The organism is Microbacterium sp. A93, from assembly GCF_051842835.1.
Map to the genome: position 1 here is coordinate 231193 of NZ_JBPXMT010000002.1, position 13412 is coordinate 244604.

15 protein-coding genes are annotated in these 13412 nt (G+C 68.6%); 3 read left to right on the forward strand and 12 right to left on the reverse strand.

What is annotated here, in order from left to right:
- Positions 1 to 7: 7 nt before the first annotated feature.
- Genes ACSU1G_RS05330 through ACSU1G_RS05340 form a run of 3 tightly spaced genes read right to left on the reverse strand, consistent with a single transcriptional unit; the run spans position 8 to position 2926 of the window.
- Positions 8 to 895, reverse strand: coding sequence for a 3-hydroxyacyl-CoA dehydrogenase family protein (locus ACSU1G_RS05330; RefSeq protein WP_439278881.1), 888 nt, complete (start codon positions 893 to 895; stop codon positions 8 to 10).
- Positions 896 to 899: 4 nt separating this feature from the next.
- Positions 900 to 1706 carry an enoyl-CoA hydratase/isomerase family protein gene (locus ACSU1G_RS05335; RefSeq protein WP_439278882.1) on the reverse strand — a complete coding sequence of 269 codons (807 nt, stop codon included), beginning with the start codon at positions 1704 to 1706 and terminating at the stop codon, positions 900 to 902.
- Positions 1706 to 2926 (reverse strand): acetyl-CoA C-acyltransferase, encoded by a 1221-nt coding sequence (locus ACSU1G_RS05340; protein WP_439278883.1) that lies wholly within the window; start codon positions 2924 to 2926, stop codon positions 1706 to 1708. The genes ACSU1G_RS05335 and ACSU1G_RS05340 overlap by 1 nt, the downstream gene beginning before the upstream one ends.
- Before the next feature lie 240 nt (positions 2927 to 3166).
- Between ACSU1G_RS05340 and ACSU1G_RS05345 the strand changes: the two genes are divergently transcribed.
- On the forward strand, positions 3167 to 4573 hold the full coding sequence (locus ACSU1G_RS05345) for an MFS transporter (RefSeq protein WP_439278884.1): 1407 nt from the start codon (positions 3167 to 3169) through the stop codon (positions 4571 to 4573).
- 135 nt (positions 4574 to 4708) lie between these two features.
- Here the strand turns inward: ACSU1G_RS05345 and ACSU1G_RS05350 are convergent, their stop codons facing one another.
- From ACSU1G_RS05350 to ectA, 3 genes are all read right to left on the reverse strand, one after another.
- The gene (locus tag ACSU1G_RS05350; protein ID WP_439278885.1) at positions 4709 to 5152 is read right to left on the reverse strand and encodes an ectoine synthase; all 444 of its coding nucleotides are present in this window, start codon (positions 5150 to 5152) and stop codon (positions 4709 to 4711) included.
- A 116-nt stretch (positions 5153 to 5268) separates the two neighbouring features.
- Complete coding sequence (gene ectB / locus ACSU1G_RS05355) at positions 5269 to 6570, reverse strand: diaminobutyrate--2-oxoglutarate transaminase (protein WP_439278886.1); 1302 nt, start codon at positions 6568 to 6570, stop codon at positions 5269 to 5271.
- Between the two features lie 139 nt (positions 6571 to 6709).
- Positions 6710 to 7222, reverse strand: coding sequence for a diaminobutyrate acetyltransferase (gene ectA, locus ACSU1G_RS05360; protein ID WP_439278887.1), 513 nt, complete (start codon positions 7220 to 7222; stop codon positions 6710 to 6712).
- Between the two features lie 272 nt (positions 7223 to 7494).
- Here ectA and ACSU1G_RS05365 point away from each other — a divergent pair, with 272 nt between their 5' ends.
- Positions 7495 to 8436, forward strand: a complete 942-nt coding sequence (locus tag ACSU1G_RS05365) for an acyl-CoA thioesterase domain-containing protein (RefSeq protein ID WP_439278888.1) — start codon at positions 7495 to 7497, stop codon at positions 8434 to 8436.
- 35 nt (positions 8437 to 8471) lie between these two features.
- Here the strand turns inward: ACSU1G_RS05365 and ACSU1G_RS05370 are convergent, their stop codons facing one another.
- Together ACSU1G_RS05370 and ACSU1G_RS05375 are read right to left on the reverse strand one after the other, a co-directional pair.
- A complete protein-coding gene (locus ACSU1G_RS05370; RefSeq protein WP_439278889.1) occupies positions 8472 to 8648 on the reverse strand; it encodes a hypothetical protein in 177 nt (58 codons plus the stop codon).
- Positions 8630 to 8914 carry a hypothetical protein gene (locus tag ACSU1G_RS05375; RefSeq protein ID WP_439278890.1) on the reverse strand — a complete coding sequence of 95 codons (285 nt, stop codon included), beginning with the start codon at positions 8912 to 8914 and terminating at the stop codon, positions 8630 to 8632. The genes ACSU1G_RS05370 and ACSU1G_RS05375 overlap by 19 nt, the downstream gene beginning before the upstream one ends.
- An 80-nt stretch (positions 8915 to 8994) precedes the next feature.
- Between ACSU1G_RS05375 and ACSU1G_RS05380 the strand changes: the two genes are divergently transcribed.
- Positions 8995 to 9684: a GntR family transcriptional regulator gene (locus ACSU1G_RS05380; RefSeq protein ID WP_439278891.1), complete on the forward strand. Its 690-nt coding sequence runs from the start codon at positions 8995 to 8997 to the stop codon at positions 9682 to 9684.
- A 122-nt stretch (positions 9685 to 9806) separates the two neighbouring features.
- On the opposite strand, the gene ACSU1G_RS05385 is transcribed toward ACSU1G_RS05380, so the two are convergent.
- From ACSU1G_RS05385 to ACSU1G_RS05400, 4 genes are all read right to left on the reverse strand, one after another.
- Complete coding sequence (locus ACSU1G_RS05385) at positions 9807 to 10352, reverse strand: CarD family transcriptional regulator (RefSeq protein WP_439278892.1); 546 nt, start codon at positions 10350 to 10352, stop codon at positions 9807 to 9809.
- Between the two features lie 151 nt (positions 10353 to 10503).
- On the reverse strand, positions 10504 to 11271 hold the full coding sequence (locus ACSU1G_RS05390) for a MarR family winged helix-turn-helix transcriptional regulator (RefSeq protein WP_439278893.1): 768 nt from the start codon (positions 11269 to 11271) through the stop codon (positions 10504 to 10506).
- A complete protein-coding gene (locus ACSU1G_RS05395; protein WP_439278894.1) occupies positions 11268 to 12134 on the reverse strand; it encodes an enoyl-CoA hydratase/isomerase family protein in 867 nt (288 codons plus the stop codon). Before ACSU1G_RS05395 ends, ACSU1G_RS05390 begins: the two co-directional genes overlap by 4 nt.
- The gene (locus ACSU1G_RS05400; RefSeq protein WP_439279401.1) at positions 12131 to 13411 is read right to left on the reverse strand and encodes a CaiB/BaiF CoA transferase family protein; all 1281 of its coding nucleotides are present in this window, start codon (positions 13409 to 13411) and stop codon (positions 12131 to 12133) included. The genes ACSU1G_RS05395 and ACSU1G_RS05400 overlap by 4 nt, the downstream gene beginning before the upstream one ends.
- Position 13412 lies beyond the last annotated feature (1 nt).

The following is a 13412-nucleotide window of genomic DNA, read 5'->3' on the forward strand; positions in this document are numbered from 1 at the left end:
CCGCCGCTCAGCTCCAGTCGAAGAAGCCCTGCCCGGACTTGCGGCCGAGCTCGCCCCGGGCGACCTTCTCGCGCAGGATCGCCGGCGGCTCGAAACGCTCGCCCAGGGTGGAGGCCAGGTACTCGGCGATGCCCAGGCGCACGTCCAGGCCCACGATGTCCGTGGTGCGCAGCGGCCCGGTGGGGTGCTTATAGCCGAGCACCATGGCGTTGTCGATGTCCTCGGCACTGGCCACGCCTTCCTCGACCATCCGCATGGCCTCGAGCGCGATGGCCACGCCGAGGCGGGATGAGGCGAAGCCCGGGGCGTCGTTGACCACCACCGGGGTCTTGCCCAGCCCGACGGTCCACCTCCGGGCCGCCTCGACCAGTTCGGGGGCGGTCTGCGCGCCGACCACGATCTCCACGAGCGTGGAGGCGGGCACCGGGTTGAAGAAGTGCAGGCCGATGAAGTTCGCCGGGCGCTCGAGCTCCACCGAGAGCCCGGTCACGGACAGGCTCGAGGTGTTCGAGGCCAGCACGGCGTCATGGCGCATGTCCCGTTCAACGGCCAGCAGCGACTGCACCTTCAGGTCCCAGTCCTCGGGCACCGCCTCGATGACGAGGTCACGGTCGGCGAAGCGATGGTGGTTCACGGAGACGACGAAGCGCTCGAGGATGGCGTCCAGGTTGCCGTCCAGCACACCGCGCTCGAGCGACTTCGCGGTCGAGGACTCCACCCGCTCCCGAGCCGCGGCCGCCGCGGCCTCGTCCCGCTCGACGATGACCACGTCGGAGCCCATGATGAGGAAGGCGTGGGCTATACCCGCGCCCATCCGACCGCCGCCGAGCACGCCGACAGCAGCCGGGACGGAGGCGGTCAACTCGGGCGCGGACGCCCCGGTGGTCTCGGTCATGTCTCTACTTCCTCTTCTTCTCGAGAAACGCCTGCATACGGTCGAACTTGGCCTCGGACTCGAAAAGTATGCCCTGAGCCAGGTTGTCGATCACGGGATGGGCCTCCCGCGGGGTGTGGAACACGGACTTGGTGATGCGCACCGCCAGTGGGTCCTGGGCGGTGATCCGGTCGGCCAACGCGTGGGCGGCGGCCATCAGCTGCTCGCCGGCCACGAGCTCGGTGATGAGCCCGGCCGCGAGGCACTCGACCCCCTTCAGGACCTTGCCGGCCAGCAGGATCTCCTTGGCCAGTGGCTCCCCCACCAACTCCTTCAGCCGCCAGGTGGCACCGGCTGCCGCCATGATCCCGAGGTTCGTCTCGGGGTTGCCCATCCGCAGCGCCTCGGTGCCGATCCGGAAGTCCGCGGCATAGGCCAGCTCGGCTCCGCCGCCGAGGGCGTAGCCGTCCAGGGCGGCGATGACAGGCATCGGCAGCGTGGCGATCCGGTCGAAGATGGAGGAGTTGATCCCCGCCAGGGCGTCATCCCGACGCCGCTCACGCAGCTGGGCGATATCCGCGCCGGAGGCGAAGATCCCCTGGGTCCCGGCCTCGGCGTCCGCGGGCGTTCCGGTGAGGATGAGCACCTTCGGCGCCCGCTCCAGCTGCGCGCAAATCGCGTGCAGCTCGTCCACCATCGCCTGGTCGATCGCGTTGCGGGCCTCGGGCCGGTCCAACCGGGCCACCAGCCGGTCCGCACGCTCCTCCACCCACACGGCGGTGAAGGACTCCGACTCCAGGCCGACTCCCCCGCCGCTGCTGGTGCCGGCCATCAGACGGCCTCCACCAGCAGGGCCGAGCCCTGGCCGACGCCCACGCACATCGTCGCCAGCCCGCGGGCCCCTGCGGAGGCCTCCCGCTCCAGGCGCCCCAGCAGGGTGATGACAAGACGGGACCCCGAGGAGCCGAGCGGATGTCCGAGGGAGATCGCGCCGCCGTCGTTGTTCACCGTCCCGGCATCCAGGCCGAGCTCGCGCATGCTGGCCAGGGACTGCGAGGCGAAGGCCTCGTTGAGCTCGACGGCGGCCAGGTCACCGACCGCGGTACCGGTGCGTTCCAGCACCTTGCGGGAGGAGGGAACCGGGCCCATGCCCATGATCTCGGGCGCCAGGCCGGCGGAGGCGCCGGCCAGGATGCGGGCGCGCGGGACCAGGCCGTACTTCTCGACGGCCGCCGCGGAGGCCACGATGATCGCCGAGGCGCCGTCATTCAGGGTCGAGGCGTTGCCCGCCGTCACCACGGAGCCGCCCTTCACGACCGGTCGCAGGCCGGCCAGGACCTCGGCGGTGGTACCGGCACGCGGACCCTCGTCCGTGTCCACGATCGTCTCGGCGCCCTTGCGGCCTTGGACGGTGACGGGCACGATCTCCTCGGCGAAGCGGCCGGCCTCGATGGCAGCGAGGGCACGCTGGTGGGACTGGACGGCGAAGGCGTCACAGTCCTCGCGAGAGGTGCCGTAGACGCGGGCCACCTCCTCAGCGGTCTCCGGCATCGAGTAGGTGGCCTTGCCACCGCGGGAGTACTCGCCCGAGAGGAACGCGGGGTTGGGGAAGCGCCAACCGATCGAGGTGTCATAGACCCCACCGGGCTTGGCGAAGGGCTGGGCCGGCTTCTCCATCACCCAGGGGGCGCGGGACATGGACTCCACACCACCGGCCACCACCACGTCCGCGGCGCCGGCCTGGATCATGTGCGAGGCCATCTGGATGGCACTCATGCCGGAGGCGCACAGGCGGTTGACCGTGATGCCGGGAACGTGGTCCGGGAAGCCGTTCAGCAGCCACGCCATCCGGGCCACATTGCGGTTCTCCTCACCGGCGCCGTTGGCGTTGCCGTAGATCACCTCGTCAACCACGTCCGGGTCGATTCCGGCCCGTTCGACGGCGGAACGGACCGCCAGGGCGGCCAGGTCGTCCGGGCGGACCGAGGACAGGGCGCCCCCGTACCGGCCAACCGGGGTACGGGCACCACCGATCAGGAATGCTTCGCTCATTGGGGCTCCATTCGTCGTGACGACAATCCGCCCCCGGGAGTGCGGGCGGGCAGGGCACAGGCGGTCATGAATTACCGACCAACCGTTCACTATTAGATTCGCACCACCCGTCGGTGAGGTCAACCGCGCGCCCCGATGTGGCGCGACTCACAGCCGTGTCCTATGCTGATGTGGTGACCGAACGTTCGGTCACCTATTAGTGCCGTCCTCCATAATTCCCACACCTCACCTGGAGCCTCCATGGCAGATCAACCAGCCCCAGCGATATCCCGCCCCCGCAGAACCCGGGAAGAACGCAGGGTCCTCGCCGGCACCCTCGTCGGCACCACCATCGAGTGGTACGACTTCTTCATCTACGCCCAGGCTGCGGCCTTCGTCCTGGCACCCCTGTTCTTTGCCCCGGTCTCGGCCGACAATCCCGGACTGGCCCAGGTCATCTCCTGGGCCACCCTGGGCATCAGCTTCCTGTTCCGCCCCCTCGGTGCCATCGTGGCCGGGCACATCGGTGACAAATACGGCCGCAAGCTGGTCCTGGTCATCACCCTGATCGGCATGGGCGGGGCCACGGCCCTCATCGGGGCACTGCCCACCTACGCCCAGATCGGCCTCTGGGCGCCGATCCTGCTCATGCTCCTGCGCATCATCCAGGGCTTCTCCGCTGGAGGTGAGTGGGGTGGTGCCGCCCTGATGGCCGTGGAACACGCGCCGAAGAACAAGCGCAGCGCCTTCGGGTCCTACCCGCAGATCGGAGTCCCGCTGGGGATGCTGCTGGCCACCGCTTTCATGTGGGCCCTGACGAGCTCGTTGAGCCCGGAGGCCTTCCTCGAGTGGGGCTGGCGCATCCCGTTCCTGTCCTCCGTGGTGCTGATCGTCGTCGGCTACATCATCCGCAAGGCCGTGGACGAGTCCCCGGTGTTCAAGGAGATGCAGCTGCGCAAGAAGGAGTCTTCCGCTCCCCTGAGCGTGCTGATGAAGTCGCACAAGAAAAGTGTCATCCTCGCTGCCCTGATCTTCGCCGCGAACAACGCCGCGGGCTACCTGGTGATCGCTTTCTTCGCCTCCTACGGCTCCAATGTGCTGGGCATGAGCCGGGCGTCCACCCTCGTGGCGTCCTTCGTCGGAGGCCTGGGGTGGCTGGTGTTCACCATGTACGGCGGTTGGCTCGGGGATAAGATCGGCAAGATCCGCACCTTCCAGATCGGGTACGGCATCATCATCCTGTGGGCGATCCCCATGTGGTTCCTGCTGGACACCGCTTCGCTGCCCCTGTTTGCCCTCGCGATCGTCATCCTGACCATGGGCCTGGGCCCGTCCTACGGCCCGCAGTCCGCGCTCTATGCCGAGATGTTCCCGGCCCACGTGCGGTACTCGGGAGTCTCCATCGGCTATGCCTTCGGTTCCATCATCGGCGGCGCCTTCGCCCCGATGATCGCCCAGCTGCTGCTCAACGAGTTCAAGATGAGCTGGGTCATCGGCGTCTACATCGCGGGACTCGCGATCGTGTCCTTCATCGCCGTGTCCATGGTTCCGAAGTCCGTGGAGGGCTCCGACCTGCATGTGGACGAGACCCATGAGCAGTACTTGGCCGAACACCCGGAGGACGCCGTCCTGATCGAGAACGCGGTCCGTCCGGCCGAGTCCCCGTAGGGCATCCCCTCCATGTCCGGCCAGCGCCAGTGAGTGGCCCTGGGCCGGACCGTGAGAGCACGACGGCGGCGCGTCACCTTCTGCAGGTGACGCGCCGCCGTCGTGGGTGTGGGTTCAGATCAGGCCATCAGACCATCACGCCATCGATTCGGTCTCCACGTTGGCCTTCTTCGGCACCTTGCGGTCCGAGCCCTCCTCGAGCACCAGCTGGTAGATGCCGTTCTCGTCGTGGGTCTCGCGGCCGGTCACCGGAGGGTTGAACACGCAGGCCATGCGCAGCTCCGTGGTGGCCCGCACGGTGTGCTTCTCGTGGCCGTCCAGCAGGTACATGGTGCCGTCCTTGAGCTCGTGCACCTCGCCGGTCACCTCGTTGGTCAGGGTGCCCTCACCCTGCACGCAGTACACGGCCTCGATGTGGTTCGCGTAGTGGAACGTGGAGGTGGTGCCGGCGTAGATCACGGTGTCGTGGAAGGAGAAGCCGACGCCCTCGCGGGCCAGCACCATGCGGCGTGAGCGCCAGGTCTCGGACTTGATGTCGCGCTCGGTGTCGTTCAGGTCGTTCAGGTTGGTCACCAGCATGAGTGGTTCCTTTCGAGGGGGACGTCTTGTGAGGATTGATCATGAGAGCGGTGACTGTCGAGACACGCCGTGCGGTTCGACAGTCACCGCTCTCGTGATGGGTCGTGGGGTGGCGCTCAGGCGGCGCCGGCCAGCTTCGTCTCGCCTGGCTTGTAGCCGACGGAGGCACCGGTCACGGTGGCGACGGCCGCGGCCACGATGCCCAGGCCACGCTCCAGCTGCTCCCTCGGGATGTTCAGCGGAGCGAGGAACTTCAGGACCTCGTCGTCGGGGCCGGAGGTCTCCACCAGCAGTCCGTTGGCGAAGCACTCGGCGGCCACCTTGCCGGCCACCTCGAGATCCGGGAAGTGCAGGCCGCCGAACATGCCACGGCCGCGGACGCTGGCGCCCTCCACGGCCCCGGCGATCTGCGCGAGTCCGCCACTCAGCACCTCGATGTTCTCGGCCAGCTGGCCCTTCTGGAACGAGTCGTCGGCCCAGAATTCCTTCAGGGACGTGGTCGCTGCCACGAACGCCAAGTTGTTGCCGCGGAAGGTGCCGTTGTGCTCGCCCGGCTCCCACACATCGAGCTCGGGACGGAACAGGGTCAGCGCCATCGGCTGCCCGAAGCCGGAGATGGACTTGGACAGGCAGACGATGTCCGGGGTGAAACCGGCGTCCTCGAAGCTGAAGAAGGTGCCGGTCCGGCCGCAGCCGGCCTGGACGTCGTCGACGATCAGCAGGATCTCGTGCTTCTGGCACAGATCCGCCAAGGCCTTGAGCCACTCCCGGCGTGCGGCGTTCACGCCGCCCTCACCCTGGACCGTCTCCACGATGATGGCGGCCGGCTTGTCCACGCCGGAGCCCGAATCGTCCAGGACCCGCTCGAGCCACAGGAAGTCCTCGGTGGCCCCGCCGAAGTAGTCGTCATAGGGGATCTTCGAGCTGTTGGTCAGCGGGATGCCGGCGCCCTTGCGCTTCATGGAGTTGCCCGTCACGGACAGGGCGCCCAGCGTCATGCCGTGGAAGGCATTGGTGAAGGACAGGATGTGCTGCCGGCCGGTGACCTTGCGGGCCAGCTTCAGGGCGGCCTCCACGGTGTTGGTGCCCGTCGGGCCGGGGAACATGACCTTGTAGTCCAGTCCGCGCGGCTGCAGGATGACGTCCCGGAAGGTCTCCAGGAACTCCCGTTTGGCCGGGGTCATCATGTCCAATGAATGAATGGGTGCATCGGTGGTGATGTAGTCGGCAACGGCCTGCTGCACCTTCGGGTAGTTGTGGCCGTAGTTCAGCGAGCCCGCGCCGGCGAAGAAGTCCAAATACTCCTTGCCGTCCTCGGCGGTCTGGACGGCGCCCTTGGCCTTGACGAAGACGGTGGGCCATCCGCGGCTGTAGCTGCGGACCTCTGATTCGACGGTGGTGAAGACGGTGGTGTCCATGGTGTAGATCCCTTTCGTGGACGGTGGTGGCCGGCGCGCGAGGCGTGCGGCCAGTCAGGTGCGGTGGGGCTGGCGAGTGACCAGTGGCTGAAGGCATGCGGCGGTCCGTGGTGCGGGCCGCGATGTGCCGGATGGGCTCCTACGGTGCCAACGGAGCGATGCGGTGCAGGAATTCGGTGTCGTGGCCGTCAGGGTACATCTCCGCGGTGATCAGCGGGGTGATCTCATGACCCGCCCCGAAGCGTTCCGCGAAGCTGGCGAACAGCCGCTGGGAGGCCGCGTTGTCCTCGGTGATGGTGGTCTCCAGCGCCTCGGCGGAGGTACGCTCCACGAGTTCGTCCAGCATGCGCGAGGCCAGCCCGTAGCCACGGGCCGCCTCGGTCACGGCCACCTGCCACACCATCAGCGTGGTGGGGGCCTCGGGCCGGAGGTATCCGGTGACGAATCCGGCAGGACGGCCCTCGATCTCGGCGATCACGGTGGTGTCTGCGAAGTCCCTGCACCACAACAGGTAGTAGTAGGACGAGTTGACGTCCAGGACCTTCGAGTCCTTCGTGATCTGCCACAACGCGGCTCCGTCCTCGATTCTCGGAGGACGCAGCACGGGGGCTGTCGGTCGGTGGGTCAGTGCTGTGCCTGCATCATCTGCCATCCCCACTAACCTAACGAGATGAAATCTGATTTCAAGCCCGGTTCGGCGGTTTCCCGGGCTTGAAGGGTCTGAAAGCGGTCCCCGGGGACCCCTGCGACACGCCACTGGATCCCACCGTTGGCGCGGTTGCCCGCGCAAATCATTCGCGCATGAATGCCTGACCCGAGATCTTTATCATTCCGTTATATTTGGGGATCGGGGTGATGCCTGATATGAGGGTCACATGGCGTAGGGGCGGCGCCCAGCCCGTCTCACTGCGATACCTTCGTGGAATGACCCCTAGCGCTCCGGGCCCCGGCGAAACGACCACCGCCGACCAGCCCATCACGACCCGATCACTCCACGGCGCGCTCAGCCTGCCGCTGGGGCGCGTCGAACAGCTCATGCGGATCGAACTCCACGGCGCGTTCCACGGGCAGAGCCCGGAACTGACCGGGTCCATGGCCAGCGGCCCCTGGGGCCTGGATGCCGACCATCGTCCCAGTGGACTGGCCGCCGCCTCCCTCATGGACCACACGCTGGCCACCTCGATCCACGCCGCTGCCCCCGAGCTGGTCTGGATCGTGACCACTGAACTGCAGTTGAACTTCCTGGCCGCCCCACCCACCGACGGCACGGTCCTCGAGGCGTGGACCGCCTGCGCCGGCTCGGATCCGCTCGGGGGAATGGCCCACGGCACCCTCCGCGGGCCGGACGGGAAGACCTATGTCCAGGCCACCGGATGGTTCCAGACAGTCGGCCCCACCACGGAGGGCAACCTCGGACTCTTCCGCGACATGGCCTCCCTGCCGTTGGGCCCGGAGACCGAAGTTCCCCTGGACCGCGTCTTCGGCATGAGGACCACGACGCCGCCGGCCGGGGCAGCCGGGCGCCCACCGGTTACCGAGGATTTCCACGCGGGACCGGACTTTCCCTCCACCGACGAATACGTCAACCCCCAGGGCGCTGTCCACGGCGGAGCGGTGACAGTCATGGCAGGGCTGGCCGCCCAGCACGCCATGCCGGACCGGACAGACTTCGACCTGCAGTCGCTGCGGGTGATGTACCTCCGACCCACCCACGGCGCCGTCCTGACCCGGACCCGGGTGCGCCATGCCGGTCGATCCGTCCGCGTCGTCGACATCGAACTCCACGGCGCGGACGGCAACCGGGACGGATCCAGTGTGATCAAGCCCTTCGTTCAGGCCCAGGCCGTCTTCCGCACCGCCCGCTGACCGGCCGGGGTGTCTGAGGCTGACCCGGCACGGTCTCAGGTCAGCTGGAACCCCGGGTAGCCCTGGGCCGCTGCCTCGTTGACATGGTCGACCCCTTGGTCCTCGAAATCCTGCTTCGCCTCGGACACCAGGTCGTTCTTCGCCCAGTAGGTGATGTGGTCGTGGATCCAGTCGACGTGCTGCTCGATGGCGGTCACCACATTGGCGAGCACGCTCGGGCTGCCGGGCCCGGCCCCCAGTGCTCCCGCAGTCCCCGCCCGCCACGACCACGGATGTCCATCCTCAGAAGGGCACCCGTCATCGCGTCGAAGCCGGTGGCGAAGACGATGGCATCCACCTCGATCTCCCGGTCCTCGGTCCGGATACCCCGGGCCGTGATCTCGGCCATCGGTTCCTCCCTGACGTCGACCAGTTCCACAAGGCCTTCGTTGAACGTCGCGTAGTAGTCGGTGTCCACACAGATGCGCTTGGAACCCACGGGATGGCCCCGGGGCTTGAGCGGTGAAGGGGGTTCGTCAAATGAGGGCAGCGGGAGCCGGGCCGACCTATAGTGAAGCGGTGCCATCCGCCCACAGTTCAGAGCCCGACGCCTTCGTCATCCCTCCGTCGAGAGGATCCGCCGTACTGCATCGACTGCGCCACGAAATTCTGACCCGCAGTCTTGAACCGGGCGCACCGATTCGAGATGCCGAGCTGGCCGAGCGGCTGGGCGTCAGCATCACCCCCGTCCGGGAGGCGGTGGTGGCCCTCGTCGCCGAAGGACTGATCGAGGTCCTGCCGAACAAGCGGCGCCGGGTGACCGTGATGACGGAACGGCGCGCCGAGGAACTCATGGATGTCCTCAGCATCATCCTGGTCGGCGCCATGGAACGCCTGGACCCCCACTCGGAGGCGGCCCTGGCGGTCTCGCGGGCCGCGGCGAGGTTTGCAGAGGTGGTCCCGAGCGATGATCGCGACGGCGCGGAACAGGCCTTCGGGGCCTTCGTACAGTCACTCTTGGACGGGGCCGGCAGTGACGAGTTGAAGCGGATGGCGGGACCCATGGTGGTCCGCGCGGTCAGCATGATCCGGCTTTATGATGCGGACGACCTCGTCCACGTGTGGGGCGAGGAGTTCCGGGAGATCAGCGTCGAGCTGGCCTCGGGCTCGGCAGACGGACCCCGCCTGCTGCGGGAGTTCTTCTGGCGGCTGCTCTCCACCATGGAGAGCCGTGGCATGCGCCACGGCTCAAGCCGCCACATCGACTGATCTCCTTCGGGCTTCGGGCCCACCGCCGCACTGCGGCCCCAGACACCACGAAAGCGGCCCGCCTCACGCCCCGGAGGGGATGAGGCGGGCCGCCGCAGATCACTGCGTCAGCGTCAGGGGCATCAGGCGGCCTGACGCTCCCGCTTGCCGTCCTTGCCGCGGTCCAACCCGAGGTCCTTCAGTGGCACACCGTCAACGGCCTGGACCATGACCTCTTCGGCCTCGACCACGGAGATGTCCAGGACGATCGCGACCTCGGCGGCCAGCACCTCTGCGGCATCGCGGTAGAGGGTGCGCTCGGCCATGGAGAGGTCCTTCAGCGCCTGGCGGCGGTGCAGATCACGGACCACCTCGGCCACGCGGTGCAGGTCACCGGTGGCGAGCTTCTCCTGGAAGGCCTTGAGCCGGCGGGACCACTGCTCCTCCACGTGGTCACTCGGCTTGGCCAGCAGGGACATCAGCTTGCGCACCTGGGTGTGGCTGCTGACGTCCCGGACTCCGATATCCTTGATCCCCGCCTCGGGGACGGAGATGCGCAAGCCCTTATCCTGGATTTCCAGCTCCACATACGCGACGTCCTTGCCCTTCAACTGCCGGACCTGACGGTCGAGGACCACTGCGGGTCCGTGATGGGGATGGACCACAAACTGACCGGGAACCAGACGCATGGGTGGGATGCACCTTCCTGTTGCTAACACCGAGATGTCACCGGGGCCGAGAAAAGCAGGCACCGGGAAATAGACCTATTTATTTTCTCATTGTTTGTTCCCGAAAGCAAATCGAGGGTGTGTCCTTGGGCCCTCAGGATGGCTGGATGCCCTATGCTCTCGGCAACCTGCGCCGCTGGGGCCGCGCCGGCTCGGCTGCGTCCTGTCCCAAGGCCTGTCCCGAGGGCTGCCCCGCTGCCGGGGGCCCGTCCTCCTCCGGATGTCCTGCCCCCGCCGTGACTGCGCCGGGGTCCAGAGCACGGTGGCGCCCGGCGCCGGTCCCCGGGCCGCCGGTGTCCCGCACCGTCCCGGTCTCGTCTCCGCCTGCGGGCCCCGGCCCGGCCGCGCCCCCTCCCGAGCCCCCCATCAGCTCACTGGGCTCGGAGAAGTCCCCGGCCGCGAAGCGGAGGGTGCCGAGGATGCGGTTCAGGTCCGCCAGTTCCCCCGTGGGCAGGCCGATGTCCGAGAAGACCTCGCGGTTGAGCTCGCGGGCGGCCTGCAGCGCCAGGTCGCGGCCCTGGGGGGTGATGGCGATGAGGTTGGCCCGGCCGTCCGTGGGATGCGGCTGCCGCTCCACGAGCCCGGCCTGCCCCAGGCGCTCCACGGTGTTGGTGACCGAGGTGGGATGGACCTGGAGACGGTTCGAGGCCTTGGCCAGCGGCATGGCCCCGGTCCGGGAGAACCCCAGCAGGGTCAGCATCTCGAAGCGGGCGAAGGTCAGGTCCAAGGGCCGCAGGACGGCATCGATCCGCGCCATCAGGATCTGTTGCACGCGGAACAGGGAGGTCACCGCGGCCATGGCGTCCGCGGCCTCGCCCCAGCCGTGGCCGACCCAGTTCCGGTGGGCCTGCGCCACGGGGTCGTGCTGCAGCGGACTCATGATGTGGCGCCCGCAGTGCGCCGTTGCGTGTCCCGGCCCCCGTTCCAGGTGAACTCCGGGGTCCCTTTGGTGAGGAACGCCCCGATCCCGGCCTCGGCGTCGACAGCTCCTGCACCGGCCATCAGGTGCTGCCAATGGTCGCTGGCCCGCCGCAGTTCCGATCCACGGTCCTCCCCGGCGCCGTCGCCGGCCACCACGGTGTCCACGATGTCCTTCATGGCCTGGATGGAGAGCTGGGACCTGGAGGCGAGCCGCTGCACGAACGTGCCCACCTCCTCCCAGAAGGTCTCGGCCGGGTGGACCGCCTGGACCAGGCCGAGCGCGCAGGCACGCTCGGCGCCCACGAAGTCGCCGCTGAACAGCAGGAATTTGGCGGTGGCCGGCCCGGCGATCCGCACGAGCCGTTCGATCCCCGCGGTCGGGTACACGATCCCGATCCTCGCGGGGGTGATCCCGAACCTCGCATCGGAGGAGGCCAGCCGGATGTCGCAGGCCGCCGCGATCTGCCAGGCGCCGCCCAGGCAGTAGCCCTCCACCGCTGCGATGGTCGGCTTGTGCAGTCCGGCCAGGGCTGCCTCGCCGGCGGCCACGGCGCCGCCGTCCTGGAGCCCCGTGTCCTCGTCCCGCAGGATCGAGGACAGGTCGGAGATGTCCGCCCCCGTGGAGAAATCCGTTCCGGCCCCGCGCACGACGACGGCGCGCACCGATGCATCATCGGCCAGTCGGGCGCAGGCTGGCTCGAGGGCCCGCCACATCGCCTCCGTCATGGTGTTGCGCCGACCGGGGTTGGACAGGGTCACGGTGGCGATGGGCCCCTGCTGGGAGATCTCCACCGCCCCGCCGGTTGCAGTGGTCTCGGTCATGACAGCACTCCCTCCCGACCGTGCTCCTGCACGATGCCCGCCTCGACGAGGCCGGCGATCTGCCCCTCGTCCAGGCCCAGGCCCACGAGCACGGATCGGGTGTCCTCCCCAAGGGCCGGGGGTGCCTTGCGCACGCCGGTGGCGGTGCCGTTGATGCTCAGCGGCCCGCGCAGCAGCGGCAGCGCCGAGCCGTCCGTCCGCGCCACGGTCTGCACCATGTCCAAGGCCCGCACCTGGGGGTCCTCGAAGGCCTGGGCGTAGGTGTAGATCGGGCCGGTGGGGATCCCCGCGGCGCGGAACGCCTCGATCCACTCCAGACCGGGCCGGTGCACCAGCTTCGCCTCGATCAACTCGGTCAGCTCGGCGCGGTGCTCCGAGCGATCACGTCCCAGGACGAAGCGGGGGTCGTGCTCGAGCTCGGGCGCGCCGATGATCGCGCAGAACTTCGCCCAGTGGGCCTGGTTGCCCACCGCGATGATCGCCGGGATGTCCGCGGTACGGAACACCCCGTACGGGGAGAGCACCGGGTGGTGGTTGCCCTGCGGCACCGGGACCGCGCCGGTGGACAGGTAGTTCTGTCCCTGGAACGCCGAGACGGCCAGTCCGGCCTCCAGCAGGGACGTCCCCACCTGATGGCCCTGCCCCCCGTTGCCGGCCCGGCCGACCAGCGAGGCGCAGATCCCCACGGCGGTGAAGACCCCCGCGTAGAGGTCCATCACCGGCACACCCACCCGGGTGGGGGAATCCGCGTCCGGGCCCGTCACGGACATCAGCCCAGACATCCCCTGGGCCACCTGGTCCAGTCCGGCGGCCTGGGCCAGCGGACCGGTGGTCCCGAAGCCGGAGACGGAGGCGATCACCAGCCCCGGATTCGCCTCCCGCAACGCCGCCGGATCCAGACCCATGGCGGTCAGCACCCCGGGGCGGAAGTTCTCCACCAGGACGTCCGCGGACACCGCGAGGTCCCACAGCAGCTGACGGCCCTGCTCCGTGTAGAAGTCAACCGCGATGGACTGCTTGTTCCGGTTCGTGGAGTCGAAGTACAACGAGTGTTCATCCTCGAACGGCGGCCAGGACCGGGTGGAGTCCCCACCCCTGGCGGACTCCACCTTGATGATGTCCGCCCCGAGGTCGCCCAACAGCGCCGTGCAGTACGGCCCCGCCAGGGCCCGGGACAGGTCCATCACGGTGATCCCGGCCAAGGGGAGTCCCGCGCCAGCCGCGGCGGGTGCCGCGCCGCCGTCGGGCAGGGTGTTGTCCGCACGCTGGTTCTTCATA

Bases quoted from the DNA above. Each gene is read 5' to 3' on its own strand.
- ACSU1G_RS05365 (WP_439278888.1), top strand. From the start codon at position 7,495: ATGACCCCTAGCGCTCCGGGCCCCGGCGAAACGACCACCGCCGACCAG.
- ACSU1G_RS05335 (WP_439278882.1), bottom strand. From the start codon at position 1,706: ATGGCCGGCACCAGCAGCGGCGGGGGAGTCGGCCTGGAGTCGGAGTCC.
- ACSU1G_RS05390 (WP_439278893.1), bottom strand. From the start codon at position 11,271: ATGAGTCCGCTGCAGCACGACCCCGTGGCGCAGGCCCACCGGAACTGG.
- ACSU1G_RS05350 (WP_439278885.1), bottom strand. From the start codon at position 5,152: ATGCTGGTGACCAACCTGAACGACCTGAACGACACCGAGCGCGACATC.
- ACSU1G_RS05345 (WP_439278884.1), top strand. From the start codon at position 3,167: ATGGCAGATCAACCAGCCCCAGCGATATCCCGCCCCCGCAGAACCCGG.
- ectA (WP_439278887.1), bottom strand. From the start codon at position 7,222: ATGGCAGATGATGCAGGCACAGCACTGACCCACCGACCGACAGCCCCC.
- ectB (WP_439278886.1), bottom strand. From the start codon at position 6,570: ATGGACACCACCGTCTTCACCACCGTCGAATCAGAGGTCCGCAGCTAC.
- ACSU1G_RS05400 (WP_439279401.1), bottom strand. From the start codon at position 13,411: ATGAAGAACCAGCGTGCGGACAACACCCTGCCCGACGGCGGCGCGGCA.
- ACSU1G_RS05385 (WP_439278892.1), bottom strand. From the start codon at position 10,352: ATGCGTCTGGTTCCCGGTCAGTTTGTGGTCCATCCCCATCACGGACCC.
- ACSU1G_RS05330 (WP_439278881.1), bottom strand. From the start codon at position 895: ATGACCGAGACCACCGGGGCGTCCGCGCCCGAGTTGACCGCCTCCGTC.
- ACSU1G_RS05395 (WP_439278894.1), bottom strand. From the start codon at position 12,134: ATGACCGAGACCACTGCAACCGGCGGGGCGGTGGAGATCTCCCAGCAG.
- ACSU1G_RS05340 (WP_439278883.1), bottom strand. From the start codon at position 2,926: ATGAGCGAAGCATTCCTGATCGGTGGTGCCCGTACCCCGGTTGGCCGG.